The organism is Pedobacter yonginensis, assembly GCF_003173595.1.
GTDB classification, from domain to species: domain Bacteria; phylum Bacteroidota; class Bacteroidia; order Sphingobacteriales; family Sphingobacteriaceae; genus Pedobacter; species Pedobacter yonginense.
Map to the genome: position 1 here is coordinate 110,640 of NZ_QGNZ01000004.1, position 26,701 is coordinate 137,340.

At 43.6% G+C, this 26,701-nt stretch carries 28 protein-coding genes; 25 read left to right on the forward strand and 3 right to left on the reverse strand.

What is annotated here, in order from left to right; translation table 11 throughout:
* The first annotated feature begins 68 nt into the window (after positions 1 to 68).
* The 17 genes from DHW03_RS15410 (at position 69) to DHW03_RS15485 (ending at position 12,923) form a co-directional block, all read left to right on the forward strand.
* Entirely contained in the window at positions 69 to 941 is an 873-nt protein-coding gene (locus DHW03_RS15410; protein ID WP_109926745.1) for an RteC domain-containing protein, read from the forward strand.
* A gap of 35 nt (positions 942 to 976) precedes the next feature.
* Positions 977 to 1,246 (forward strand): hypothetical protein, encoded by a 270-nt coding sequence (locus tag DHW03_RS15415; protein ID WP_109926746.1) that lies wholly within the window; start codon positions 977 to 979, stop codon positions 1,244 to 1,246.
* Positions 1,247 to 1,358: 112 nt separating this feature from the next.
* Positions 1,359 to 1,877, forward strand: coding sequence for a hypothetical protein (locus tag DHW03_RS15420; protein ID WP_133248534.1), 519 nt, complete (start codon positions 1,359 to 1,361; stop codon positions 1,875 to 1,877).
* An 84-nt stretch (positions 1,878 to 1,961) separates the two neighbouring features.
* Complete coding sequence (locus tag DHW03_RS15425; protein ID WP_205941025.1) at positions 1,962 to 2,255, forward strand: DUF4134 domain-containing protein; 294 nt, start codon at positions 1,962 to 1,964, stop codon at positions 2,253 to 2,255.
* Between the two features lie 2 nt (positions 2,256 to 2,257).
* On the forward strand, positions 2,258 to 2,596 hold the full coding sequence (locus DHW03_RS15430) for a DUF4133 domain-containing protein (protein WP_109926749.1): 339 nt from the start codon (positions 2,258 to 2,260) through the stop codon (positions 2,594 to 2,596).
* Positions 2,597 to 2,602: 6 nt separating this feature from the next.
* Positions 2,603 to 5,071, forward strand: coding sequence for a TraG family conjugative transposon ATPase (locus DHW03_RS15435; RefSeq protein WP_109926750.1), 2,469 nt, complete (start codon positions 2,603 to 2,605; stop codon positions 5,069 to 5,071).
* Between the two features lie 2 nt (positions 5,072 to 5,073).
* Positions 5,074 to 5,442 carry a hypothetical protein gene (locus DHW03_RS15440; RefSeq protein WP_109926751.1) on the forward strand — a complete coding sequence of 123 codons (369 nt, stop codon included), beginning with the start codon at positions 5,074 to 5,076 and terminating at the stop codon, positions 5,440 to 5,442.
* Positions 5,443 to 5,452: 10 nt separating this feature from the next.
* Positions 5,453 to 6,241, forward strand: a complete 789-nt coding sequence (locus DHW03_RS15445) for a conjugal transfer protein TraI (protein ID WP_317046818.1) — start codon at positions 5,453 to 5,455, stop codon at positions 6,239 to 6,241.
* Positions 6,228 to 6,869 (forward strand): hypothetical protein, encoded by a 642-nt coding sequence (locus DHW03_RS15450; RefSeq protein WP_109926753.1) that lies wholly within the window; start codon positions 6,228 to 6,230, stop codon positions 6,867 to 6,869. The genes DHW03_RS15445 and DHW03_RS15450 overlap by 14 nt, the downstream gene beginning before the upstream one ends.
* The gene (locus DHW03_RS15455; protein ID WP_109926754.1) at positions 6,859 to 7,491 is read left to right on the forward strand and encodes a hypothetical protein; all 633 of its coding nucleotides are present in this window, start codon (positions 6,859 to 6,861) and stop codon (positions 7,489 to 7,491) included. The genes DHW03_RS15450 and DHW03_RS15455 overlap by 11 nt, the downstream gene beginning before the upstream one ends.
* A gap of 12 nt (positions 7,492 to 7,503) precedes the next feature.
* Entirely contained in the window at positions 7,504 to 8,715 is a 1,212-nt protein-coding gene (gene traJ, locus DHW03_RS15460; protein WP_109926755.1) for a conjugative transposon protein TraJ, read from the forward strand.
* Positions 8,716 to 8,725: 10 nt separating this feature from the next.
* Positions 8,726 to 9,346, forward strand: coding sequence for a conjugative transposon protein TraK (traK, locus tag DHW03_RS15465; protein ID WP_109926756.1), 621 nt, complete (start codon positions 8,726 to 8,728; stop codon positions 9,344 to 9,346).
* The gene (locus DHW03_RS19195; protein WP_133248535.1) at positions 9,343 to 9,543 is read left to right on the forward strand and encodes a hypothetical protein; all 201 of its coding nucleotides are present in this window, start codon (positions 9,343 to 9,345) and stop codon (positions 9,541 to 9,543) included. Before traK ends, DHW03_RS19195 begins: the two co-directional genes overlap by 4 nt.
* A gap of 12 nt (positions 9,544 to 9,555) precedes the next feature.
* Entirely contained in the window at positions 9,556 to 10,599 is a 1,044-nt protein-coding gene (gene traM / locus DHW03_RS15470) for a conjugative transposon protein TraM (protein ID WP_240618555.1), read from the forward strand.
* A 9-nt stretch (positions 10,600 to 10,608) separates the two neighbouring features.
* Positions 10,609 to 11,610 carry a hypothetical protein gene (locus DHW03_RS15475; protein WP_133248536.1) on the forward strand — a complete coding sequence of 334 codons (1,002 nt, stop codon included), beginning with the start codon at positions 10,609 to 10,611 and terminating at the stop codon, positions 11,608 to 11,610.
* A 19-nt stretch (positions 11,611 to 11,629) separates the two neighbouring features.
* The gene (locus tag DHW03_RS15480) at positions 11,630 to 12,649 is read left to right on the forward strand and encodes a hypothetical protein (RefSeq protein ID WP_109926758.1); all 1,020 of its coding nucleotides are present in this window, start codon (positions 11,630 to 11,632) and stop codon (positions 12,647 to 12,649) included.
* A gap of 94 nt (positions 12,650 to 12,743) precedes the next feature.
* Positions 12,744 to 12,923: a histone H1 gene (locus tag DHW03_RS15485; RefSeq protein WP_109926759.1), complete on the forward strand. Its 180-nt coding sequence runs from the start codon at positions 12,744 to 12,746 to the stop codon at positions 12,921 to 12,923.
* Positions 12,924 to 13,036: 113 nt separating this feature from the next.
* On the opposite strand, the gene DHW03_RS19585 is transcribed toward DHW03_RS15485, so the two are convergent.
* Genes DHW03_RS19585 through DHW03_RS15495 form a run of 3 tightly spaced genes read right to left on the reverse strand, consistent with a single transcriptional unit; the run spans position 13,037 to position 17,021 of the window.
* Positions 13,037 to 13,168, reverse strand: coding sequence for a hypothetical protein (locus tag DHW03_RS19585; protein WP_262503185.1), 132 nt, complete (start codon positions 13,166 to 13,168; stop codon positions 13,037 to 13,039).
* Positions 13,165 to 14,121 carry an RES domain-containing protein gene (locus DHW03_RS15490; protein WP_109926760.1) on the reverse strand — a complete coding sequence of 319 codons (957 nt, stop codon included), beginning with the start codon at positions 14,119 to 14,121 and terminating at the stop codon, positions 13,165 to 13,167. The genes DHW03_RS19585 and DHW03_RS15490 overlap by 4 nt, the downstream gene beginning before the upstream one ends.
* An 8-nt stretch (positions 14,122 to 14,129) precedes the next feature.
* Positions 14,130 to 17,021 carry a TrlF family AAA-like ATPase gene (locus tag DHW03_RS15495; RefSeq protein ID WP_109926761.1) on the reverse strand — a complete coding sequence of 964 codons (2,892 nt, stop codon included), beginning with the start codon at positions 17,019 to 17,021 and terminating at the stop codon, positions 14,130 to 14,132.
* Between the two features lie 436 nt (positions 17,022 to 17,457).
* Between DHW03_RS15495 and dinB the strand changes: the two genes are divergently transcribed.
* The 8 genes from dinB (at position 17,458) to DHW03_RS15540 (ending at position 26,184) form a co-directional block, all read left to right on the forward strand.
* On the forward strand, positions 17,458 to 18,615 hold the full coding sequence (gene dinB / locus DHW03_RS15500; protein WP_109926762.1) for a DNA polymerase IV: 1,158 nt from the start codon (positions 17,458 to 17,460) through the stop codon (positions 18,613 to 18,615).
* Positions 18,616 to 18,619: 4 nt separating this feature from the next.
* A complete protein-coding gene (gene dnaE, locus DHW03_RS15505) occupies positions 18,620 to 21,565 on the forward strand; it encodes a DNA polymerase III subunit alpha (RefSeq protein WP_109926763.1) in 2,946 nt (981 codons plus the stop codon).
* Between the two features lie 70 nt (positions 21,566 to 21,635).
* Positions 21,636 to 22,124, forward strand: a complete 489-nt coding sequence (locus DHW03_RS15510) for a hypothetical protein (RefSeq protein WP_109926764.1) — start codon at positions 21,636 to 21,638, stop codon at positions 22,122 to 22,124.
* A gap of 180 nt (positions 22,125 to 22,304) precedes the next feature.
* Positions 22,305 to 22,760: a JAB domain-containing protein gene (locus tag DHW03_RS15515; RefSeq protein ID WP_109926765.1), complete on the forward strand. Its 456-nt coding sequence runs from the start codon at positions 22,305 to 22,307 to the stop codon at positions 22,758 to 22,760.
* Positions 22,761 to 23,076: 316 nt separating this feature from the next.
* Positions 23,077 to 23,787: a hypothetical protein gene (locus DHW03_RS15525; RefSeq protein WP_109926767.1), complete on the forward strand. Its 711-nt coding sequence runs from the start codon at positions 23,077 to 23,079 to the stop codon at positions 23,785 to 23,787.
* A 186-nt stretch (positions 23,788 to 23,973) separates the two neighbouring features.
* A complete protein-coding gene (locus DHW03_RS15530) occupies positions 23,974 to 24,168 on the forward strand; it encodes a hypothetical protein (protein ID WP_109926768.1) in 195 nt (64 codons plus the stop codon).
* Positions 24,158 to 25,237, forward strand: a complete 1,080-nt coding sequence (locus tag DHW03_RS15535) for a DUF932 domain-containing protein (protein ID WP_109926769.1) — start codon at positions 24,158 to 24,160, stop codon at positions 25,235 to 25,237. The genes DHW03_RS15530 and DHW03_RS15535 overlap by 11 nt, the downstream gene beginning before the upstream one ends.
* 416 nt (positions 25,238 to 25,653) lie before the next feature.
* Positions 25,654 to 26,184: a YceI family protein gene (locus tag DHW03_RS15540; protein ID WP_109926770.1), complete on the forward strand. Its 531-nt coding sequence runs from the start codon at positions 25,654 to 25,656 to the stop codon at positions 26,182 to 26,184.
* Positions 26,185 to 26,701: the final 517 nt, after the last annotated feature.

Here is a 26,701-nt window from a genome sequence, read left to right on the forward strand (position 1 = left end):
CAATTAGTTTTCTGTATCCACACTGATTGATTTTTTCGCTCTCTTTTTTTAACCTAAAGCATCATCCCATGAAAAAGAAACTAGCAGAACAGCTATACCTCAAGCTGCAAGGAGAAATGGAAAAAGCAGACCAGATCGAGCTGCCACTGGAAAAATTAAAAACAGGCCTGGCCAGCGTTCAACAGATACTCGTGGCATTAAGGGTCGGCACCCTGGAGACAGAATTTTCGACTCCGGAAGAAGAAGTCCGTTTTTTTAAGTACGAAAAGCCTCCGATCTATGCCTGGCTGATCTTTATAACCGAGCGCTATGCGATTGAAATCAATTTTCCCCGCGGGAAAAAAGAGGAACAGATCACATACCTTAACCACCAGATTTTATACATCAACCGTTTTTTTCGTCAGAATGAATTTCTCTATCAGTATTACAGGCTTGATGCCAACGAGCTTGACGGGCAATATTTTATCCGTGGCAAAAATGCCGTGGTACTGGGCTTTTCCGAAGTGCCCGAAATAGACCGGGAATTCGGTACGCCCGCAGATTATCTTTTTTCCAAGTTCATCGCCTATGAAAAAATACTGGACTATCTGCTGCGGGAAATCGAGATTTTAAACGCCGCAGGCGGTGAACAGCCGTTCAGAAACAAAATTGCGCTAAAGTGGACCGGGGATTCGGTCAATCTGATCGAGCTTATTTATGGAATCTACGAAACCGGTCAGATCAATTCGGGAGAGGCAAGCCTTGCCGAACTCATGAACTTTTTTGGTCAGCTTTTCGAGATCAACCTGACGCGCTATTTTAAAAAATTTACGGACATCAAAATGCGCAAGTCCATGAGCAAGACCCGGTTTCTGGATGAAATGCAGAAGCTGGTCAATAAACGCATCGAGGACGGCGACGCATTTATCCCCACTGACCAGAAGAGCCGCTATGGCTATTAAAAAATCAATCCATTATTTTTCTTAGAACCACATTTATGGAAACCCTGAAAATTATTGCACTAACCATTCTTTCAGAACTCTTCATTTACTACCTGATCACCGTTTACCTGAAATGGAATATGGGTTTTGAATACAGGCCTACGAGGATTTTTAATCCGCTTGTTCCCTGGATTGATGCCATCTACTTTGAGAAATTCTCGGAAGGCTGTGACTGCTGCCGAAAAAAAATGGAAGAAATGATGCTTGAGGTTACTAAGGAAAACCCATCTGATCATGAAAAGAACAAGCAAAAATCAGAATCCTGAATAATTCGTTGGGGCTCGCTTACGTGATACCGTTTTCAAGCCTTGTAGTTTTTGAAATTTTGTTCCTGACAACGGGCCAGCGCAATGGGGCGCACCGAAAAAAAAACCGCTTATGTTACAACAATTCTCCTGGACACAGTTCCTGCTTACTTCTTCGGTTCTATCTCTTGCATGGTATTCCGGAGTTCTGCTGACCGCTTACCGCACAGAGTTCTTTTCATTTTTTCAGGGCAGGCCTTCGGTGATCACAGAAAAGCCCTTGACCAGTTATCCCGATAAAGAACTCGATAGTGAAACAGAACATGATCTGATGGGCCCGTCAAAACTTCCCGATGGAATGGAAAAAGTTAGTATAAGTACAATCGCTTTCGGGGCAGATCATTCAACGGACAGGCTGCATGATGATCAGCTTGGCCTTATACCGGACGTGATCTGGGAGCTCAGACAGATTTTTGAGCTTCTTGCAAAGCAGGACGGAAACAAATCCGATTTTTTTAGGATGGTTGAAATCCTGGGCGATAAATATGGCAGGATAGGCTCCAATCCCAATATCTCGCAGGTCAATCTTTTTATCCGTGAACATGCGCCTTTCTCGCTCAGCGCTGCTGAACTCGAAAACCTGTGGGACTAAACAGCTGATTTTTTACTTAAAGAATTTATTATGGAAAATAACTCATTTAAAGAAGCCAGGAGGCAAGCCCTTTTAAAAACTGCAATGTTCTGCATGGCATGGCTAACACTCAACTATATCTTCCCAGGATTATGTTTTGCCCAGGACGGCAACGCGGGAATCCAGGAAGCCACAAACAAGGTAAAGGGCTATTTCGATACCGGCTGCGATCTGATGTACGCCATCGGAGCAGTGGTCGGGATCATTGGGGCGATCAAGGTCTTCAACAAATGGAATGCCGGTGAGCCAGATACCAATAAAGTGGCCGCGGCGTGGTTCGGCAGCTGTATTTTTCTGGTCGTGGTCGCTACTGTTCTAAAATCTTTTTTCGGTATCTAACCATGGCAAGCCTATATTCCATAAACAAGGGCGTGTCCAAGCCGATAGTCTTTAAGGGCTTAAAGGCTCAGTACATAGCCTACCTCGCCATCGGCCTGGTGCTTTTGCTGGTATCCTTTGCCGTGCTCTATATATCCGGGCTTTCCTTATTTCTGGTCCTTCCGCTGATCCTGCTGCTTGGAACTGCGCTCTTCATGGTCACCTTCCGCCTGAGCCACAGGTTCGGTGAATTCGGGCTGATGAAGTTCCTGGCAAAAAGAAGTCTGCCCGTTAGCATCCGTTTCCGATCCAGAAGACTCTTTACTACCCTAAAGCATCCAAAAACTTATTCCCAAAACTAATCTGCCATGACCGAAGCGATCAACATCTTACCAATATACAAAATAGAGCACAGCTGTATTCTTTCTCATCAGGGTGACATCACTATTGGCTACCGGGCGACATTGCCCGAGATATTTTCCCTTTCGGACCGCGACTATGAAAGCTATCACCAGGCCTGGGTGAAATCTATAAAGGTTTTGCCGCAGGGCAGCGTTTTTCATAAACAGGACTGGTTCCTTCAGGAAAATTTCAGGGCCGATTTTGGAAAAGAGGGCATTGGTTTTCTATCCCGTTCCAGTGAGCGGTTTTTTAACCACCGCCCATCGGTTGAGCACAGCTGTTATATCTTTCTGACCCGCAAGCCCGCTGGTCGCAAAGCTTCGAGCTCGGCCTACAGCAATATCCTCCGGAAATCTATTGTTCCGCCCCAGACCATCAACCCTGTTTTGTTTTCGGAGTTTCTGGAAAGTGCCGGACAGTTCGAAAGGATTCTTTCCGATTCGGGTTTTGTCCGACTGGAGCGCATGAACGATGATGCGCTGTCGGGGACAGCCAATGAGGCGGGCATCATGGAACGTTACTGTTTTTTGCTTGGTGAAAAGGAATCGCCGATCATCAGGGATATCCACCTGCGCGAGGAGATCAGGATCGGCGACAAGCGGTGCGAGCTTTATACGCTCTCGGATGTGGAGGATCTTCCCGCATTTTGCGGAAGCCGGATCAATTACGAGGCATATTCAACAGACCGTTCCAAGTTCAGCATCGGTTTTGCTGGACCATTGGGTTCGCTTCTGGACTGCAACCATATTTTAAACCAGTATGTGTTTATCGGCGATACGCAGAAAACCATCAAAAGGCTGGAAGCCAAAAAGCTTCGCCTACAGTCCCTATCTGCTTATTCGAGGGAAAATGCGGTCTCGCGGGACGGAGTGAACGATTTCCTGAATGAAGCGGTTGCCTTTTCAAGGCTTCCGGTCAAGGCGCATTTCAACGTGCTGGCCTGGTCGGACGAGGCGGCTTTGGGTAAGGATCTCCGTAACAAGGTAAGCTCTGCCATGGCCTCTATGGATGCGACCGCAAAAAGAGAGACCGACGGGCAGGCGCAGATATGGTTTGCGGGACTTCCCGGAAACCAGGCAGATTTCCCCATGAATGATACCTTTGATATCTTTCTCGAACAGGCCACCTGCTTTTTCAATATGGAAAGCCATTACCGCGATTCGCGCTCTGGCTTTGGTATGCGCCTGGGCGACCGCATTTCCGGAAGGCCCGTCCATGTGGATATTTCCGATGAGCCGATGAGCTTTGGCTATACCACCAACCGGAACAAGTTTATCCTTGGCCCCTCGGGATCCGGTAAGTCCTTTTTTACCAACCACATGGTCCGAAGCTACTATGAGCAGGGTACCCATGTGCTGCTGGTCGATGTCGGTCATAGTTACAAGGGCCTTTGCGATCTGGTCGGCGGCTATTACTTTACCTACAGCGAAAACGATCCGATTGCCTTTAACCCTTTTTTCCTGAGTGAGGGTGAAGTCCTCGATACCGAGAAGAAGGAAAGTATCAAAACGCTATTGCTGGCGCTTTCCAAAAGAGAGGGAGAGACTTTTACCAGAGCAGAATATGTGGGCATTTCCAATGGGCTGACCCTTTACTTTCAGCACCTGGCTGCCCATGCGGATATCTTTCCATGTTTTAATTCCTTTTATGAATTTCTTTCGAGCGAATACCTTTTGATGCTCGAGGAAACCAAGGTAAGGGAAGCCTATTTTGACATCAACAGTTTTCTTTATGTGCTGAAGCCATTTTACCGAGGAGGCGAATTTGATTACCTGCTCAATGCCACCGGGCAGCTCGATCTATTGAACAAACCCTTTATAGTCTTTGAGCTCGATGAGATCAAGGACCATCCGATTCTTTTTCCCGCAGTAACCCTCATCATCATGGAAGTCTTTATCTCCAAAATGAGAAAGCTCAAAGGGGTCCGCAAGATGATCCTGATCGAGGAATGCTGGAAAGCCATTGCCAAGGAAGGCATGGCCGAATATATCCGCTACCTGTTCAAGACCGTGCGCAAGTTCTTTGGCGAGGCGGTCGTGGTTACCCAAGAGGTAGAGGATATTATTTCCTCGCCCATCGTTAAGCAGGCGATCATCAACAACTCCGACTGCAAGATCCTGCTCGATCAGAGCAAGTACCAGAACAAGTTCGATGCGATCCAGGAATTGCTCGGCCTGACCGAAAAAGAAAAAGCCCAGATCCTTTCCATGAACAGAGCGAATGATCCCAAGAGGAAGTACAAGGAGGTATTTGTCTCGCTCGGCGGCCAATATAGCCAGGTCTATAGAACAGAAGTATCGCTTGAAGAATACCTCGCCTATACCACTGAGGAATCCGAAAAGATCCAGGTACAGCGTTACGCCCGGCAGTACGGGAGTATTCAAAAAGGCATCGAAATGTTAGCAGGTGAAATCAGAAACAGTAAACTCTTATAACTATGAAAACACTAAAGACAATGTTTATGGCCTTAACGGTAGCAGGTCTTGCTGCCTGCCATGCAGACCAGTCCCGGGATTTTATTTCCGGCACATTTGTAAGTTCCGCTATCGGAGAATTCAGCAAAGCGGATGATACCCTGATCATTGAATCCGCTGCATCCAATAATTTTCTGCTGCACAGAAGGACAGGCTATAACCTGATCCGTGAAGGAGTCACAGGCAAGAGACAATATGAACGGGAGGAATGGCAGGCGGTTTACGATGAAAGTACCAAAACCCTTAGCGAAATAAAAAAGGGAAAGCTTATCACGGTCTACCCCGATTCGGGATACATCCGGATAGGGAAAAGAAAGTACATCAAAAAATAAAAAAATAGATATGAGAGCGCTTCAAACTGGTGCATGGCCACGCACCGCCAAATTGAGAAACAGCCTGCCGAACCCGTCAAAAATAATGGGATTTATCGGGCACAAAATCAGACGAATCATGAGAAACTATATGGTAATCCTGCCGGTCAGCGCAATGACCATCTGTGTGAGTATCCCAAAAGGGGCAACCGCGCAGATCGCTGTTCTTGAAGTGATCAAGGCCGGCGTAAAAAAAGTAATCAAAGCCGTTGACCTCAAAGTTCAGCGCCTTCAGAACGAGACCATCTGGCTTCAGAATGCGCAGAAGGTGCTGGAAAACCAGCTTTCCAAGCTAAAACTGACCGAAATCGCCGACTGGACCGAAAGACAGAAGGATCTTTATTCCGAATACTATACATCGCTATGGAAAGTGAAATCCGCAATTGCCTATTATAAGCGGGTAAAAGAACTGACGGCCAAGCAGCTAGCAATCGTTGATGAATACAAGTGGGCATGGGGAATGTTCCAAAAGGACAGGCACTTTAATGCCGAAGAGCTTCAGACAATGGAGAAAACCTATCTCGGTATCCTTGAGGAAAGCGTGAAAAACCTCGATCAGGTCCTGCTGGTCGTAAATTCCTTTAAGACACAGATGAGCGATGCGAAGAGGCTCGAGATTATAGTGGCCGCTGCGGACAAGATGGACGAAAACTACCGTGACCTCAAACAGTTCAATGCAGGAAACATTTCGGTCAGTATTCAGCGCTCCGCCTCGCTGGACGAGGCCGCTAAACTAAGGGAGCTTTATGGGATCAATTAAAAAAGTTAAAGCCGGGATGCTGGGCATCCTGATGCTTATCTCCCTTGGCGCATCGGCGCAGACCTGGTCCGAATGGTTTTCCCAAAAGAAGACCCAGCAGAAATATCTTTTGGAACAGCTCGCCGCACTGAAACTTTATGCAGGCTACCTGAAAAAAGGATATGAGATCTCAAAATCAGGGCTATCCTTTATAAAGGATGCCTCAAAAGGGGAATTCAGTCTTCACGAGGGTTTTTTCGCTTCGCTCAAAAAGGTAAGCCCCGAAATTCTTGGCAGCAGCGCAGCCAGGCAAATTTTGGAAAAACAGTTATCGGTGCGGCGTGTAATCAGGGGAATCAATGTGCAGATTGAAAGCTTTCCTATTCATAGTGACTATCTGGTTAGGGTGAAAAATAATCTTCAGCAGAGCTGTCTTTATGATCTCGAAGAACTGTTGCTTGTGCTGAGCTCGGGAAAACTGGAAATGGGAGATGAGGAACGGCTTGCCAGAATAGATAAAATAAACATTGCCATGGAAGAGAAAGAAGCCTTTGCACAGCGCTTTCTTTCAGGCTTAATCAGTCTGCAGAATTCTAAAAGCAGGGAAATTAAAGATTTATTGGAAATGGAGGAATGGTATGAAAAATAGATGTTTCATTTTGGTATTGCTTTCACTTCTGTCTTTCTGCAAGATTGCAGATGCGCAGTCGACCGAAGCCCAGCAGCTGTTACTGAATGTTGAAAAACTGAGCCAGCTCAAGAACATTCTTTCGGATATGAAAAAAGGATATATGGTGGTCTCCAATGGATATCAAGGGGTGCAGCATATTGCCGAGGGTAATTTTTCCATCCATGAGGTTTTTCTGGACGGCCTGATGGCGGTCAGTCCCGAGGTGAGAAAATATAGACGCGTGGCCGATATTATTGCTGCCCAAAAGGATCTGGTTATAGAATACAAAAGCGCCCTGAAAAGATTTAGTGGTTCTGATCTCTTCGATGCTGGGGAAATGGACTACCTGTCCAGTGTATACGGCAGCTTGGCCAAAGGGTCGCTCGACAATCTGGATGAGCTGACCATGGTGATCACTTCTTCCAAACTCCGCATGAACGATGAGGAAAGGCTTCACAGCATTGACCGCATTTTCGAGGATACTTTAGGTAAGCTCGATTTCCTGCGAAGCTTTAACCAGCAGGCCGGTCTTTTGCTTCTTCAGCGAAAACGGGCAAAGGCAGACTTGGAGACTACAAAAACGCTTGTTCGGAAACAATAAAAAACGACCATCATGAAAAATATTTTAAGCCTTTTTTTTAAGGGTTCAGGCGCAGCCCTTGCTTTTGTTTTGCTCCCCTGGATCGCATCCGCGCAGGGAATCGCCAGCGAGCTCAATGGCATGCAGCCGGTACTGGACAGGGTATATAACGATATGCTTCCGCTATGCTCCAGGCTGATCGATGTTGCAAGGGGCATCGCAGGTTTTGGAGCCCTCTGGTTCATTGCCAACAAGGTATGGAGGCAGATCGCCTCGGCAGAACCCATTGATTTTTATCCCCTGCTCAGGCCTTTTGCCCTTGGCCTTTGCATTATGATGTTTCCTGCAGTGATCGGAATCATGAACGGGATTCTCAGTCCGACCGTGACCGCGACGGGTGCCATGGTATCTGACAGCAACAAAGCCATCGAACGGCTGTTAAAGGCGAAGGAAGAGGCAATCAAAAAGTCCAAAAACTGGCAGATGTATGTCGGCGAATCCGGTCAGGGGGACAGTGACAAATGGTATAAATATACCCACCCCAAGGATCCGGGACGGGATGATGAGACTTTTCTCGACGGGCTTGGAAACGATATGCAGTTCTGGATGGAAAAACAGAGCTACAACTTCCGCAATTCCATCAAGTCCTGGCTCAAGGAAGTGCTCGAGGTACTCTATGCCTCAGCTGCCCTCTGCATCAATACCATCAGGACATTTTTCCTGATCGTACTGGCTATACTAGGCCCGCTTGTTTTCGGCTTTGCAGTGTTCGACGGATTTCAGCAGACCCTTACCGTCTGGCTGGCGAGATACGTGAACATTTTTTTGTGGCTGCCCATCGCCAACATATTCGGTAGCATCCTTGGAAAAATCCAAGAAAACATGATCAAAGTAGATCTCTCGCAGATCGAGGCGCAAGGCGATACTTTTTTTTCTTCCACGGATACCGCTTACCTGATCTTTCTCATCATTGGGATCGTCGGCTATTTCTCGGTGCCCAACGTCGCAAATTATGTCGTGCACGCAGGCGGGGGAAATGCAATACTGACCAAGGTCAACTCGCTTTTCGTAGGTACGCCCGGCAGGGCGGCCGGAATGGCCATGGGTGGGGGCGGAATGGTTGCCGATGCCTTGGGCGATAGTGCCAGAAAACAGGCGCAGGGTTATGCAAGCGCTGCACAGGGGGATTATTTCCCGGACCAGTCCAGTCACCAGAAATCTCGAATAACAGGAAAATCATCTTAAAACAGATCTTATGTTCACACAGTTCAAAAATATCGACACCGCCTTCCGGCACATCAAACGCTTCAGCATCTTCCTGATCCTGGCCTGCTTGCTGATATCCGGTTTTGCGATCTACAAGGGATTTGATATTGCCTCTCGGGCGCAAGACCGGGTTTATATCCTGGCAAACGGAAAGGCGCTGGAAGCAGCCGGCGCAGCGCGCAGGGACAACATTTCAGTTGAGATCAGGGACCATGTAAAAATGTTCCACCACTATTTCTTTTCCATGGATCCCGATGAAAAGGTGATCCGGGCAAACATCTTGATGGCGCTGAACCTTGCAGATGAAAGCGCCAAAAAAGCTTATGACAACCTGCGGGAAAAGGGCTATTTCAATAACCTGATCTCGGCCAATATCTCCCAGGAAATTACCGTGGACAGCACAGAGCTTGATCTCGATCAGTATCCTTACAGGTTCAGGTGCTATGCTACCCAGCGCCTGATCCGGTCCAGTTCGACACTGGTCAGAAAACTCATCACCGCAGGTGAGATTCGCAACGTCAGCCGTTCGGATGACAATCCGCACGGGTTTTTGATCCAGAACTGGGAAACCCTGGACAACCACGATGAACCTCAAAAGCCCCAACCATGAAACAAGAAGAAAAAGTACAGACCGCTTTTGGGTCCGTGTCACAGAGAAACATCGGGCTGTTCCATCGCAAAATAGCAGACTGGCTCAACCAGCATTGCAGAAAGCTTTCGGCTCAGACACTGATGGCAATTTTTATCCTTTTCTGCACGATGACAGGGCTGTACTGCATGTCGCTAATATTCGGATTAATCAACTAATAAAACAAAAACATGGAAAATCAAAAAAAGAAAGACCCGAGAAAAATCCTCCTGGTCTTGCCGCTGCTGCTCATGCCATTTCTGGCGCTTGCATTTTATGCTCTCGGCTGGGGACAGGGCAGTCCGTCCGGTCCGGCACCAAGAAAGGAAATCAGTACTTCGCTTCCCAATGCGACCTTTAAAAAAGAAGTGCCCCGGGACAAGATGGATATTTATCAGCTCGGCGCAAAAGATTCAGCTTCTAAGGGCAGCCTGGACCAGATTTCTGAGCGGCTGGGATTTCGTCCCACTGAAAAGGATCCCGCAGACCAGATCAATGAGAAACTTGAACTGCTGGGTAAGCAGATCTCCTCCACCGATAATTCCGGTCCTGTTAAACCGGTCAGACGGGAAATCCGGGTTCCGGGTATGAAGTCCGACGTGGACAGGCTTGAGTCTCTCATGTCGAACATGCAGTCCTCAAAGGGCGAGGATGCAGAAATGAAACAGCTCAGCGGCATGCTCGAAAAGGTTCTTGATATCCAGCATCCCGAACGCGTCCGCGATGCCTATATCAGACAGGTAAATGATTCCCCGGACAGCCTTTTTGCTGCGATACCTGCGGTAATCAACAGGAAGCAGACCGTTAGCCAGGGTTCGGCCCTTGAGCTTCGCCTGACCGATAGCCTGGTGATCAACGGGATCTACCTTTCAAAAGGACAGCTCCTTTTCGGGATCTGCAACCTGACCAACCAGCGGTTGTTGCTGGACATCAAAACCATCAGGACGGGCAACCGCATCATTCCGGTAGATCTTTCGGTTTATGGCCTTGATGGGATCAGGGGAATTTCGGCCCCCGATGCGGTGGTCGGGCAGGCCATTTCCGGTGGCGCAGATGATGCGGTAAGAAGCCTTCAGTTTATGACGATGGACCAGTCGATGGGCGCGCAGGTTGCAGGGGCTGGGATTGATGCCGCCAAAAGCCTTTTCTCCAAGAAAGTGAAGCGTGTCAAAATAAAATTCAAGCCAGGTTATTCCGTTCTGCTCCGCAACAACCAGCCTGTTAAAAAATATTAATCAGAGCCTATGAGCTGGATGGAACCATATGCCAAACTGCCCTGGAGCCGGGAACTCATGCTGAGCGGGATGCCCAAAGCGATATCCATGCTGGAACTCTGCGGGCTCAATGAACCGGGTATCGGCAAGCGGATCAAGGCCATTATAGATTATCCGGAAGGCCCGGATCTTATGGTCGAAAGAATCCATAATGGAAAAACGGTCGATTTCTATCCCATGACCGATCTCCAGTATGGCCCGGTCCGGATCGATGACTATGCGGTAGAAATCCCGAACGGGGATGCGCTCGACCGGATCTACTTTCCGGTAAGCGTGCATATTTCACAGGTACTAAGACTGATCGACCGCCCGCAAAAGCTAAGGGATCTGAGCCGGCAGGCATCCTCCGTTAACCCTTTTCAAAAGCAGATCGACACTGTTCGGGCTGAGCTTCATAAGATCGGGCTGGACGGAACGGATTCGGAGAAACAGATCAGGGAGTTTTTTTATGACCCGCAGAATGCGGAACCGATTTTAATCTCACGCGCGTTTCAGGGAAAACAGCGGGAGTTCGAAATCTTTATTGAAGCCGATGCCGAAATGAACTTTCATCTTTTCGGCTACGCCCTGATCCTAAACCCGGATTACGGCAAACTGGTGCACACTAAGATCAACGGGGTAGATAGCCGGAAGATTGAAGAACGCATGAAAAAGGTCGATTGGTCCCTGCATTCGGGGCATTTTTTTTCGCGTGATTACATGAGGCCTGATCCCCTCAGGGAGGAGATGGACAAAATCATGAAGGAACTGTACCGGTTCACCAATATTGATCCGTTAAAAGACGAAAAAACCTGGGCCCGGGCAAACGAGATCGTCGATCAGCTCATGTACAGGTACTTAAAGGGGATGCCACTGGAAAAATCCATTCTCAGGGATATTCCCTTTCGCAGGGAAACTTTTTACCGTTCGGTTTATTTTCCCCCCGGACATCCACTCGGGCGTATCCGGAAACCGCGCGGACGATCGTGCTGAAATCGAGAAACTAAGCGCAATGGCGCAGAATATTAACCATAAAAACCAATATCTTATGAATCTGAACAATCTGGAAAATCTCAAAGCGGAGATGAAAACTTTGGGCTTCAAAGCGGAGCTTATAGAAAAGATGGAAGAGCAGGTCAAAGCCGGCCTTCCCGAGTTTGTCCTAAAGGACCAGGTTAACGGCCACAAAGGACAGGTGGATCTGAACGTATACTTTAAACAGTCCGGGCAGAGCGAGAACTATTATCTCAACAAGTTTGACGTTTCGCTGAACGAGGGCAAAGCCCTGGAAGCGGGGCAGCAGTATCTGGTTATCTCCCCTTCCGATACGCCGGGAAAAAACAATGTCTGGAAAAGAGAAAATGTTGCCGAAGCCATTGAGCTTTTCAAAAAACACACCGGTAATGCCGAACTTGCCGTAGGAAAGGATGCTGCGCATAAAACACAGCTGGCATCTATGGAAAACGGAAAGATCAATTATGTCGAAAAAGATTTCGGCAGGATTTTCCGCAACCCGCCATTGCCGCAGACCATCTGGGTAGACAGGGGCAAGGGCTTTACCGCACCTCAGGCGATTAACCTGATCGAGGGACGTGCTGTTTACCGCGAGGATATGCTCACCCAGGGCGGTATGCCGTATAAGGCATGGATGAAACTAGATCTTGACGGTCCGCGGGACAGGCATATGAACTATAATATGAACCAGTACCACGATCCTTCTTACGGTTTTAACCTGAAAGAAGTGCTGGACAAGTTCAATATCAAGGAACTTGAAACGCCAAAAGAAAGGGAAAAACTGGAGTCCCAGCTGAAAAACGGCGACCGCCCGGCGGTAACCGTTGAAAAGAACGGCGAACCGCTTAAAGTCTTTGTAGAAGCTGTTCCCCGCTACTCGCAGCTGAACATGTATACTTCAAGCGGTAGGACCGAAAAAAGGGAGCAGTTTTTAAAACAGCCCTCGGTAAACAGGGAAGTGTCTAAAGCTAAATCGAAAGAAAAAGGCGTTTCTGAAGCCCAGGGCTTGGGCGTTTAGAAAAAGTGGCCTACTTTAGTGGCTCGTTTTTTGTAAAAACAAATTAATCAATTAAAGCGCCTGCCCGTAATGGGCAGGCAAATAAAAAACAATTATGGACAAATTCAAAAAAGTACAGGACCTGATTACTTCGGCTGAAGCAGATGTAACAAAATTTTATGATGGCAGAAACGCTGCAGCGGGAACCCGTGTCCGCAAAGCAATGCAGGAACTGAAAAACCTGGCTCAGGAAATCAGATCAGAAGTAACAGAAAAGAAAAACAGCGCGAAGTAAGTCAAAGTGTTTTGGGAAATTAGAAGGCCTAGTCAAATTATGTCTAGGCCTTATGTTTAAAAATCGCAGCAATCAAATCTAAATTTCCTGTGTTTATAAACATTCATTGACTCTCAAATGCTTTCAGAATTTTCGTCAAGATAGAACTCCATTTTACCAAGTACCGATCGGCTATAGTTTGTTTCCCGACCACTGTATATTCTTAAATCTGGTAATTTTTCGTCAATATATCTGGACTTGCTCATTGGCAGTTTATAATCACCGCCAGTGGTAACCTGGATTGATTGCCAAGATACGGGATCAGATATGCTGAACATGCTAGAAAGCTCAGGGCATAACCCTTTGGAGGCATTTTTTTTAACAGGAAAACAAGGTTATGAAATTCCCCATCAGACCTTATTGTTTTAGCTGGGATATTTGTTGAGTTATATTTAATTCCATCCACTTCATTTTCATTTCTCACCCATTGTAACAGCAATTGCGGGATGATATATTCAGGCTTAAAATGGCTATTTGGATTAGAAACTTTTAACGAACAGGCGGCAATTAACGGCCATGCCATCAGGTATCCAAAAACTTTTGTGTTATATAAACCACTCGTAAAATCCGGAGGAGTAAGGTCGATGTAGGTCACTACATCAGTGTTCTCTAATTTTGAAACTTGAAAGATATTCAAATCAGGTCTTTTTAATTCCTCCCAGCAAACGTAGATAGTCTTGCCCAAATAAAGAGATGGAAATCCAGGGATACTATAGCGCTGAGTGGCCACATTTCCCCTCAATTCAAAAGGAATGTGGAACATTTGGTTTTTTTTATAAAGGAAGTTGTCCGTTCCAATTCTACTTCTGTAAAAAGATTCCCCGATTTCGTATTCTCCTATACGGATCATAGATTTGTTTTTCGCAACTCGATTGGAGATTGTGTCTGCAAGAGCAAGATAGGCCTCTGAAGGTTTTCCGGCATAATAAAGATCTATGGCGTCAGTTATACCGTTTAAAAATTCTTCCTGTCGTTCCATCGTGCGACTGATTGTAACACTAGACAATAAACCTTTAACATTTTTCAAATCTGTTACCTCAGAAAGCAGATTCAAATATTGCTCAAAAATTTTCTTAATGTACTTTGCGTAATTACTTATTTTAGGAATTTCCTTCGGAAGAACGAATAACGGATCATTGAAAAGCTCCTCAAATGTCATAATAGTTTCTATTTAATTGCATATTTCCTTTCTCTTTGTTTGAAAGCCTCTCCCCCTCCCTCCAAAATATCGGTTACATGCTCCTTTACACCTTGCCGATGTAAAATGTTCGTACCATTATTAGTGAAGCTATGTTCTAAAGAACCATTCACATATTCAAACCTCATTTGATTGGTCTCTACCGTATTACTTTGCCCTGCTTGATTTGCAATAATAATATTTTCGCTGTCTGTAGCAACAACTAGATTTGCGTTATGTGAAACGATAATAATTTGTCGTTCCTTTTTTTTGTTTTTAATCATTTGACACAGCAGATCATATATGGTTCTATTATCGAGATTATCTTCAGGCTGATCTATCAAAATTGGATATTCTGCAGAACTAATCTGTAAGAACAAGATTAATAGAACAGTACCTTTTTTGCCCGGAGACATTGTTAATAGATTATCGAGTTTATACGTTACTGTATAATCTATTTCAAACTCATCTTTGATCAGGCCGCGAAGTATACTTTCAAAATCAATATTTAATTTGAGTGGGATCTGTATTTCTGAGCTTATAATTAATTTGTCATCCACTACCCGTATAGGTAGTGCCGTTATCTTTAATAGCTCCCCATAGTCTAAGAACCCATTTTTAAACAGGGAATTGAAAAAATGATCCCTCGATATCGCTGATTTGTTTGCAAAATCAAATAACGGTTGTTGCTGATCTTTATATATTAGTTCCGCACTTAATTTAATCTCTGATCCAATTTCACTCTTTGTCGAATTGATAGTAGAGACAAGGCTTTTATACTCTTCGAATCTTTCGCTCAAAAACCTCACAAGTTGAGCTCTTGTACTTTCGTAATCTTTTGATAATTCTTTAAGCTGTTTTTCAAGATTCTCGGAGAATTCCTTTTTCTTTGTTTCTGCTTGTAATTGTAGCGTAAGCTTTTTGAGCTCTTCCTGCCCTGCAATTTTTCCGAGGTAGGGGCCGAGCGAGATATTTAAAGCGGCGATTTCTAAAATAAGATCAGACTTTTGTTTTGCAGTATTAATCTTTTCGACCTCTTCTTTGAAATTCTTAATTAAAGTTTTATAATCTACCATTAATCTCTGTTTGATCTTCTTTAGTCCAACAGGTATTTCAGTGACTTCGTCAAGTAAACGGTCTATTTGTCCTTTCATAAAAGTGGTTTCCTCTTCCTGTTTACCAAGGAGATTGACCATATTTGCCAAAAGTTCAGCCTCAATTTTGTTGATAATACTCTCTTGTTGCTCGACTAAGGCTAGTTGTTTCTCTTTCTCCGCTTTTTGTTTTGCCAGTGATGTGTATGCCGAAAATTCAAGGGTATTCAGATTCGAAGTTTTTTGGCCGTCTTCAATGTTTTTTTGAATTTGGTTGATGCCATTTAAAATCGTTGCAGATGCGCCTGTTTCCTTTATTTTAGTTTGGATTTCTAACGCTTTGTTTCTAATTTGAAAGTAGATATTTATAGTGCGCTCAATGTCAGTGGTAGCCCGTTTTATTCGATCGTTTGTAGCCTCGAAAAAAGCTTTATAAATAACATCTTGAACAAGTATGTTCCTAATCAAGGCATTTAACTCCTCTTTATTATTACGCTCGACGAGGTAGTTTATGTAAAGCTGCGGTATATAGGTAATTCCATGGTTTTTGTTGGTAAGCAGGCGATCATTCAATCTATCTATCTCTCCGTTTTTCCACACAACCTCAAAGTCATATGATTGCTCAAACTTATAACCTTCGAAATTTAGTCTTTTGGAAGCCCTTCCTACCTGATCGGGATCAATGCATTCTGCTGTGTTGTAGAGTAGGAGAGATTTTCCAGAGGATTTTCCACCAATAATCGAGTTGAGATTTTCGTTCAGATAAATGGACCGATTCCCGAATAAATTGTGCTCATCCAAAAACTTAAGTTCTGAGATAACATAGCGTTCATTTTTAATATCTGGCTTTAAGGTCTGAATCCTGATTCGATCCTCTGGTTCATACAGAGTCTGCTTAAGGCCTTCAAATGTTGGATCAGCTTTAATCCAGCAAAATCTGTTTTGCTCCGGGTTAAAGATTTTATCATTTGAATGAGCGTCGCATCCATGAAAACAAGGCATCAACGTACCGCATTTTTTGATAACAATTTCTTTTTTATCTGCACCCTTACCTATGAAATAATTTCTATCATTTTCGTTTGACGAAAAAATAGCATCAGAAAACTGATATATACTCTGCCTTGTTGCGTCAAGCTGAGATACATTCCCAGTGAAAAAGTCCTCATGTTTTACAATTCCAGAAACCCCATCATTGCCTTTGTTTGAAACAACAATAATTGTGTTATCTCTTAGATTTTGATCTTTTTCAAAAATTGTGCGTAAATGATCATAGCTTATAACATACTGTTCAATTCCAAATTTAGTGGCAATCGAGCTCTCCATATTAGGGTCATCTTTCAAAACTCTTCCAAGTCTGGCAAGTTCTAAAGGGGCGGCAGAATAATTTGTTCCTGAATGCTGAAACGAAAGCTTCGCTAAAAAACGATTTTCAATTTCATGATCAATGTTGGGGTTGAAAATACAATGTATGTTGATCGCCGTAGAAGTTGACGTTGTTGGTAGGATACGAAGCTCTATATTAGGAATAATCATTTCAAATTTCTTCAAAATCTTCCCTGAAGCGACGAAGGCTTTAAACTTAAAGTAATTTTCAATACTGAAATAATCAGTAATCCCAATGCATGCAATTTCGGCTGCACTCTCATTAATTGATTGAATATAATTTTCCCACCTCGTTTCTGGGTTGGGGCCAATAAAACGATCGTTTTTTTTAGTCTCTGGCGTGTGGATATGTAAATCCCAGATTCGCCATTCCGATCCACGGGGATATTTAGTGTAAGAAATCATAGAGCTTAATTAAGATTATCTCAAATATATAATTATTTAGGTGATTTGATAACCTATATAAGACTGGATGATTGCGAGATCTGAGATGAATGCAGCCTAGTAAATTATAAACTATTAGATAAGAAAACGGGAACATTGCCTAAGCCATATTCCCGTTTATCTAAATTAACGCTCTCAAGAACTAAGATACAATTCTTTAAGCTTTTAACCAAACCCAATTTTTCGGGATAACTAGATATGTTAATTGTCTCAATTATCAAGTTATTAACATCTCACACTTCTGCTAGATCATCAGAAAGTAGCCTGTAGCATGCAATAAGAGGATTTTTGTTGTGTATAATTACTAACATTTTTAGTTTTGAAAATTGTTAAAAACTTTTTAACACTCTTATTTGCTAATATAATTAGTAATTTTGAATGAATTAATTGACTTTTTATGCAAAAGGACAAGCACATTATCCATATGGACCAGGACGCTTTTTTTGTTTCGGTCGAGGTCAGGAAAAATCCTGGACTAATAGGAAAGCCTGTGATCATCGGTGGGAGTTCTGACCGCGGCGTTGTGGCATCCTGTTCCTATGAAGCCAGAAAGTTTGGCGTACATTCCGCAATGCCTGCCCGTATGGCTAAGCAGCTTTGTCCCCATGCTGTTTTTCTCCGCGGAAACATGGACGAATATTCCAAAGCCTCGCATGAAATAACCGACATCCTCAAAGAGCGTGTTCCCCTAATCGAAAAAGCTAGTATTGATGAACACTACATCGATATGACCGGTATGGACCGTTTTCACGGATGCATGAAATATGCCCACGAACTTCGCGCGACAGTTATCAGGGAAACCGGGCTACCGATCTCTTTCGGGCTTTCGGTAAACAAGACCGTTTCCAAAATGGCTACCAATGAGTGCAAGCCAAATGGCGAACTCAATATCGAATATCCGGGGGTGGTGCCTTTTTTAAATCCCCTTTCCATTCGCAAGATTCCCGGGCTCGGTGAGAAGACCTTTATAAAGCTCAGCGATATGGGCATCAAAAAAATCGAGACTCTTTCCCAGGTACCCATAGATCATATGACTGCGCTGCTCGGGAAAAATGGTCTCTCGCTTTTGCAAAAGTCCAAGGGCATTGATTTTTCGCCGGTGATTCCCTACTCTGAAGCTAAAAGTATCGGAACCCAGAGTACGTTCAAATCCGATTCGATTGATATCGTCATGATCGGCAACCTGCTGACCGCTATGGTCATGGACATCGCTTTTCAGCTCCGAGAACAAAAAAAACTTTGTGCCTGCATAACCCTGACTATCCGTTATTCTGATTTTGAAGACGTAACCAGGCAGGCGTCTATTCCATACACTGCGCTCGATTCAGTGCTTATTGCCAAAGCCAAGGAACTTTTTCGACAACTATTCCAAAAAAGGAAGCTCATTCGTTTGGTTGGCGTGCGCTTGTCTAATCTGGTAACGGGCTATGAGCAAATTGATCTCTATTCCCAGAGCGAGGAACAGTATTCACTTTATCAGGCGCTGGATAAAATCCGCCACCGTTTTGGAAGTAAATCTATTGCTATCGCATCGACCATGAACATTAACCTCTAAGCCAATGTACCTGAATGCCCATTCCCAGTATAGCCTTCGTTACGGCACCATGCCCGTTCCACGTCTAATAGAAGAGGCGATGGCGCGTGGGGTTACCCAGATGGTACTAACCGATATCAACAATTCGACAGGCGCAATGGAATTTATCCGTGAATGCCGTGAAAAGGGAATGAAAGGGATTTGCGGCATTGAATATAGAAGAGACAAAAAGCTGCTTTATATCGGCATAGCCAGAAATAAGGAAGGCATGCGGGAACTCAATGAGTTTCTGACCCACCACAACCTAAATTCCCTTGAACTTCTCGATCAGGCTGCAGACTTTGCCAATGCCTATACAATCTACCCATACGGCTACCGCGGTAAGCTACGGAAAAACAAGTATATCGGTATACGTGCTGATGAACTGCACTTTCTTTTTAATGCAGATATCAATCTGCTTCGAAATAAACTTGTGGTCCTTCAGCCCGTTTTTGTCTGTGATAAACTGGAATACCGGCTACATGAATACCTCAGGGGAATAGACCTCAATTTGGTGCTGACCATGGTTACGAAGGAAGACAAATGCGCAAGAACAGACTGTTTTTTGCCTCCGGGAGAACTGGAATCCAGATTTTCAAAGTATGCCTTTATCCTTGACAATACCCGTGCGCTCATGGATAGCTGCTCAATGAATGAATACAACAGCGGAAGAGTAAACCTAAACCGTAAGACCTTTACAGGCAGTAAAAAGGATGACCGCGAACTCCTTGAAAAACTTGCAATGGGTGGAGTAGAATACAGATATGGTAAATCGAATAAAGAAGCGCTAAAAAAAGTAAAACATGAGCTTAAGGTAATCTTTGAACTGGACTTCTGTGCCTATTTTTTAATTACCTGGGACATTATCCGCTACGCATCTTCCCGTGGTTATTATCACGTAGGCAGGGGCTCTGGTGCAAACAGCACTGTGGCCTATTGCCTGCGCATAACAGATGTCGACCCAATCGAACTTGATTTGTATTTTGAGCGGTTTCTGAATGCCCAGCGTACCTCACCGCCTGATTTTGATCTGGATTTTAGCTGGGACGAACGTGAAGATGTGCAGGACTATATCTTTAAAAGATACGGAGCAGCGCATACTGCGTTACTGGGCACCATGTCGACCTTTAAGGATAGATCAGTGATCCGCGAAATCGGAAAAGTAATGGGTTTGCCAAAGGCGGAAATCGATGGATTCACTGATCCCACCCGGGCGACTGCAAACCGGGACAATCCAACCTTTAAAAAAATAACGGCTATTTATCAGATGATGCAAAATATGCCGAACCAACGGAGCATTCATGCCGGCGGCGTACTGATTTCGGAAGAACCCATTACTTATTATACGGCACTTGACCTGCCGCCAAAAGGTATGCCCACCGTTCAGTGGGATATGTACGAAGCTGAAAAAATTGGCTTTGACAAATATGATATCCTTTCCCAGCGCGGCATCGGACACATAAAAGAAGCCGTTCGTCTTGTTGAAGAAAACCTTGGCAAAAAGGTCGATGTGCACCAGGTAAGAAAATTTATGAAAGATCCGCTCCTGAACAACAAGCTTAAAATAGGGGATACCATAGGCTGTTTTTATATCGAATCGCCTGCTATGCGCCAGCTGCTCACCAAACTGAACTGTGATTCTTACCTCGTTCTGGTTGCGGCAAGCTCCATAATAAGGCCCGGTGTAGCAAGCTCTGGAATGATGCCCGCCTATATCCGCTACCACCATGACCCTTCCAAAGTAGTCTATCTGCACCCTGTCATGGAGGAAATGCTTGGCGAGACCTATGGCGTGATGGTCTATCAGGAGGACGTAATCAAAATCTGTATCCACTTTGCGGGAATGGATGGAACGGATGCGGATATTTTAAGGCGGGGCATGAGCGGAAAATACAGGTCTAAAAAAGAATTTGACAGGCTTGTAGAAAGATTTTTTGAAGAGGCAAGAAAGCTTGGCCGGCCCGATGAAACAATCACCGAGGTTTGGAGACAGGTATCCAGTTTTGCCGGCTACAGTTTTTCTAAAGCACATTCGGCGAGCTTTGCAGTCGAAAGTTATCAGAGCCTTTTTTTAAAAACGTATTTTCCAAGAGAATTTATGGTGGCCGTACTCAATAATTATGGTGGATTTTATTCCAGGTGGCTTTATGTGCATGAACTAAAAAAAGCCGGCGCGAATGTTCATCTGCCCTGCGTAAACAACAGTCTTGCGACCGTTTCTATTGTTAATGAGGATGCCTACCTGGGTTTTGTAGGCGTTCATGGGCTTGAAAATAGGTTTATGGATCTCATACCCGAAGAAAGAATTTCCCACGGAGCTTATATTTCAGCCGAGGATTTGATTAAAAGAACGGGTATCGGAATCGAGCAGGTTGTTATTCTGATAAGGGTCGGAGCGCTGCGGTTTACAGGAAAAAGTAAGAAAGAGCTGCTCTGGGAAGTGCACCTAATGATGGGCCAGAAACCCAAACCTTCCAATAATGCCGAACTTTTTCAGATAGAAAAGAAAAATTATGCCATGCCTGTGCTGATAAATACAGATCTGGAGAATGCCTACCATGAACTTGAACTGCTCGGCTTTCCCCTTTCCATGTCCATGTTCGATCTTTTAAAAACAGTCTACAGAGGGCAGGTTAGGGTTTCAAACCTGAAGCAACATATCGGCAAGATGGTCAAAATGGTAGGACTTTATGTATGTGAAAAAACCGTACACACCAAAAACAACAAAAAAATGTGGTTCGGAACTTTTCTGGATGCGGACGGAAATTTCTTCGATACGACTCACTTTGCGAATTCAACGCCCGCTTATCCTTTCAGGGGTCACGGCTGTTATCTGATTGCCGGCGTAGTAGTCGAGGACTTTGGTTTCCCAAGCATCGAAGTGAAAAAATTTGCCAAGCTGGAAATTCTGCCAAACCCTGTGATGGACTGATTTATACTATAGGATGAAAATTGGTTGTAATCGAATTTACATTGGTATAAAATTTATATATTGAATAATCATGGAACAAAACGCTAATGGATATATGATGCAGACAGAATCCGGTAAAATGGTTGTGCTGGATTATGTTTTTGGCGAAGGCGATATACAGTCTTACCAGCTGATCCGCTTCGCAGCAGGTGAGGCCTGGAACGTTGTCTTTGACGGGCGACTTTTGGCATTGGTACGTAAGGACCAAAACAAGTGGATAAAGGTTATCGGTGAAACAATAGACGAAGCCCAGATTTTCGACATCGGTAAATTTATAGATGCGCAGCACTTTAATCTTCTACCATCAAAAATAAAATCACACTGGCAGGAATATGTTGCCGAAGTTATCATTAGAACAGATAGTGAGTATATGATCGTAACGCGTCCCAATATAAGCTTTGAAAGATTTCAGAAAATGTTTTGTTCCTTCATTGAAGAGCTTGTTGAAGATCCATGGCCGATTGATTTCAAGGTCTACAATAGTGAATTCACCAATGAATTTCATGCGAGGGTTTCGTGAATCTAAGAGAGAAAATAACCATTTAATTAAAAACAAATTTAGGTCTGAAGTCCGGCACGCAAAAGAAATTCCGGCATAAACCCTCGGGTAGCCTTTGCCCGCATATCCATTTATTCCGTTGCTTCTTTCGCTTTGGCGGACATACAGACCTACCTGAGCTCCATAATTAAAAAAAATATTATGGAAAAGTCAATGTACCAGCTGGCAGAAATCGAAATCAGCTACAAGCCAAAATTTAAATCTTCTGAGCGTCCAGTAATCGATAACCCAGATAAGGCCTACAGGATTATACTTGAAAACTGGAGTGAAGATAAAATAGAACTCCTTGAAGAATTCAAGATGGTTTTGCTGAACAGAAGAAACCGCGTCCTGGGGTTTGTAAACCTGTCTCAGGGCGGAATTTCGGGGACAGTTGCCGATATAAAAATCATTTTCGCAATAGCGCTGAAGGCATGTGCCAGCGGAATCATTCTTTCCCATAACCATCCATCGGGCGAACCGAACCCAAGTGAGGCCGATATCAATCTAACAAAGAAACTTTTCCAGGCTGGGGTGCTATTGGATATCCCAATTCTCGACCACATCATCGTCTGTAATGATAGTTTTTACAGTTTTAAAGAAGAAGGCATAATCTGAAGCTACCTCAGGCTTCTCCGGAATTCCCCGGGGAAGCCTTTTTTCTATTTTTTTCTCTTTATCTGTTTTTCTTCTCGATATTTTTTATCCCAAAATTCATCTGTAGGCATTTTGAGTAGCAAATTTCTGAACAATCCGTTTGCCGGAAAGACCAGGCCCCTGCGGGGTTTGCTGAAAAAAAAATCTTCCTCTCTGCGAGAGTGTATTTTTTTTCGCAAAGTCTTGCCTTGCAACCGGATTGTATCAAGGTGAGGTGGCTTAACAAAAAGCCAGAAGGCTCCTGCCGACTGACTTTATTACTAAAACCCATTAAGCCATGAACCCGAAAAAAGGAAGAAGCCCGCCGACCGTCCCGAACCGAAACCAATCGGTACGCACAAACAACATTGCGCCCATAGGAGAGATTATTAATCAATTTTTTTATAAACATTCAAAATTCAGTATCATGAAAAATCAGAGCATTAATTCAGCAAACTCAAAAGCAGACTTCATAGACTTAAACGCCAAAAATCCAATTTATCAGCCTCTTGCAGGCAAAGTGCCAAATGTCGAAAGCAAGGCAGAGGTTACGAACCAGGCGAAAAAAGAAGATGTTGCCCCTGCATCAAAAGCGGAGGAAAACGAACCATCTGTCGAAGCACCTAAATCGTTAGGGGCAGTTGTTCTAACGGAACAAAAAGCAGAGGAAAAAAAAGCTGAAAAAGTAGAAACGAAAATCGAAAAACCATCTCTTAACCTTGAAGGCACGCTAAAGCTTGTTGAAGAACTGCACCGTAGGATGGTTCAAAGGGGCAGGTTAGTTCACACCATCGACAACCTTGATAAATTCGAATTGGAACAAAAAGAGGAAGCCGAAGACACAACTTCAAATTATTATCAGGGCTGCGAACTCGAGATCACGGACGATAAACGAAACAAGTTTTCGACAAAAAATCCTGTCATCATCAAAGCGGTAGCAACTTTTGTACGTGACCTGTGTACAAACAGACTTGGCGAAATCGAAGCCGAAATTACAATTCCTGCTTAATTATTTTTTGCCCTGTCCAATTCGGGCAGGGCTTAACCTAAATCCAAAAGCGATGTATGAAGCATTTTTTGAACTTTTAGACCAGCTGTACTGGAAAGGTTATGCCGAGGAATTGCTCGAACAAAACCCTGTGATTTTCAGATTCACTACAATGAATTCTTAAACGACTACCAAAATTAAAACACTATGAAAACAGAAGAAATATTTTTTATCGTCCGCATTGAGGTAAAGACTGAACACGGGCATATTGATGAAACCCTACAGGAAATGGAAAGAACCTCGAGGTTTTTTATAACCAATACACCAAAGGTTAAAGTCCTGACCTCCGAGATACTTTCCACAAAAACAAGAAACCTAAAAAATAGAAATCATGGCGCATAACCTCAATTACAATTCTGCAAACCAAAAACACAGCTTTTTTTCGGTAAAGGAAAAAGCATGGCATAGCCTGGGTACGGTTATCGAAGATTATCCAACAAGTGCCGAAGCCCTTTTATACGCTGGCTTGGATTATACCGTTGAAAAACGCCCTCTTTTTACTTTGGATAACCAAAACAGTAATGACTTTAAAACATCCGATAACATTAGTTTGGTAGATAATGTTAATGCAGGAATTTTAGTGCCTGATTATTATTCGACCCTTCGGACAGATACACAGGAAGTTTTGGGCGTGGTAGGCAAAGATTACCACGTCGTGCAGAATACTGAAGCTTTTTCACTTTTTGATAGTATTGTTGGCTCAGGGGATGGCATTCGTTACGAAACTGCTGGTGCACTCGGTAAAGGCGAAAAGATTTTCATTACCGCAAAACTGCCTGAATATATCAGAATCGGGAGGGATGATCTTTTAGAACAGTACATTTTTTTAACTACTTCGCACGATGGGTTTGGAAGCATTACTGCATCCTTCACGCCCGTAAGAATTGTTTGCCAGAATACTTTGAATGCAGCTTTGCGGAATTGCACCAATACCATTAAGATAAGGCATACCGCAAACGCCGCCGAAAAGCTAAAACAGGCGCACCAATTAATGAGCATCAGTAATGTATTTGCAAAGGAAATCGGCGAAATATTCAACTATTGGGCAAAGGTTCACATAACCGATAACGAGATAAAAAAGCTTGTTCAGATGGCAATGGCACCAAGTAAAGAGGTTCTGCAAAATCTCCATGACGGAAAAGACGACGAACTTTCCAAGCACTACAATAAAATTGTTGATGGCGTACTGGAATATTCAACAACAAGTCCAACCCAAAAAGAAATCACAACAAAAAACACGCTCTTTGGGACATATAATGCCGTAACAGGTTATTATCAGAATGTACGGAATTTCAAAAACGATGAAAGCAAGTTCAAAAGCATTATGTACGGCACGGGCTTGCAACGTGCGCAGACCGCATTTAATCTATGTGATGAATTCGCAAGAAAAGGCAGTCTGGTACTAAGCTAGATTAAGTGGCATAAAAGCCACTTAATTTTTTTAAAATCTGCGGGTCGCGCTCCGCGCCTTATGTCAGTATACAGCTCTGTTAATACTTATTCAATTTCTGGATTTCAGGATGAAGAGGGCCATCAAATAAGAAAGCCCACTGGGGTCAATTCTAAAAACCGTTTGATTTATGTCGACCTAACGAAAAGTGCTATGAACAGCAATGCAACGAACACAAAATTTATTTGATTGATACCTGAATTTTAAGCCAGTAAAAAAAACTCAAACATGACCACTCATTGGTTTTATTTAGCCAAACCGGAAGAAATTTTAGCGATATAAAGAAACTTATATTTTTTTAAAAATACTTATTTGTTTGATTAACAGTGTTTTAAACTGTTGGCACCCAATTTGACTTTCAATGGGAAAATAAAATCATGACAACAGTTTGGAAAGTAGATCCCTCACATAGTGAGGTGCAGTTTAAGGTAAAACATTTGATGATCACAACGATTACCGGCAATTTCGGTACTTATGATCTGGAAGTGGAAACAGAAGGCGACGATTTCACAAAGTCATCCATGATCAGTTTTTCTGCTACGGTGGATTCGATCAGTACAAACAACGAACAGCGTGACGGGCATCTAAAATCAGAAGAATTTTTCGATGCTAAGCGTTATCCGGCTATCTTGTTTGAGGGCCATAAATTCGAAAACAAAGGAGAAGACTATTCAGTCACAGGTGACCTTACCATTAAAGGAGTGACCAAGCCGATCACTGTTGATGTGGAGTATGGCGGAATTGCGGTTGACCCATACGGACAGACCAAAGCGGGATTTAGTTTATCCGGTAAAATTAGGCGAAAGCTCTTCGGACTGACCTGGGAAGGAATTACCGAGGCAGGAAACATAGTGGTCAGTGACGAGATCAAGTTTATTGCCGAGGTACAGCTTATTAAACAAAACTGAACAACAGAGAAATGTTAAAGCGACTTTTGCATAAGTTAATTGCCATATATATTTCCAGACAGATTGAAAAGCCTTGAACGTGTTCCATTAAGGGAATGAGGAAATCAATCGACTGAAGATCTAAGCAGATTTGAGAGCAATAAAACTCTCAATCTGTTTAATCTTTCCTCACCTCGTTGTTTGTAAGCAAATGACTGGGTTGCATATTTATCTTAATCCCATTTGTTCTCAACGCTTACTTTTAAAAAAAAGGTTTCTAGTTTCTAAAATTTATCTTTTACTTCTACCATTAAAAGTCCCTGAATACAAAGACATTTAAGGCACGACCCCGTCTTTTAAAATCGTAGTCTAAAACATTTTTATGTTCGAAAATGCTAATGGGGTTATCTACCAGCGACCTTGAAATAATACGGTGTTGAATTAATTTTCCCAATCGGTATCATGAATGTTGGAAACTTCAAGTTGTGGACAAAAACCGTCTCTATTAATTCGAAAAAAGAGGTAAATTGTATAATTA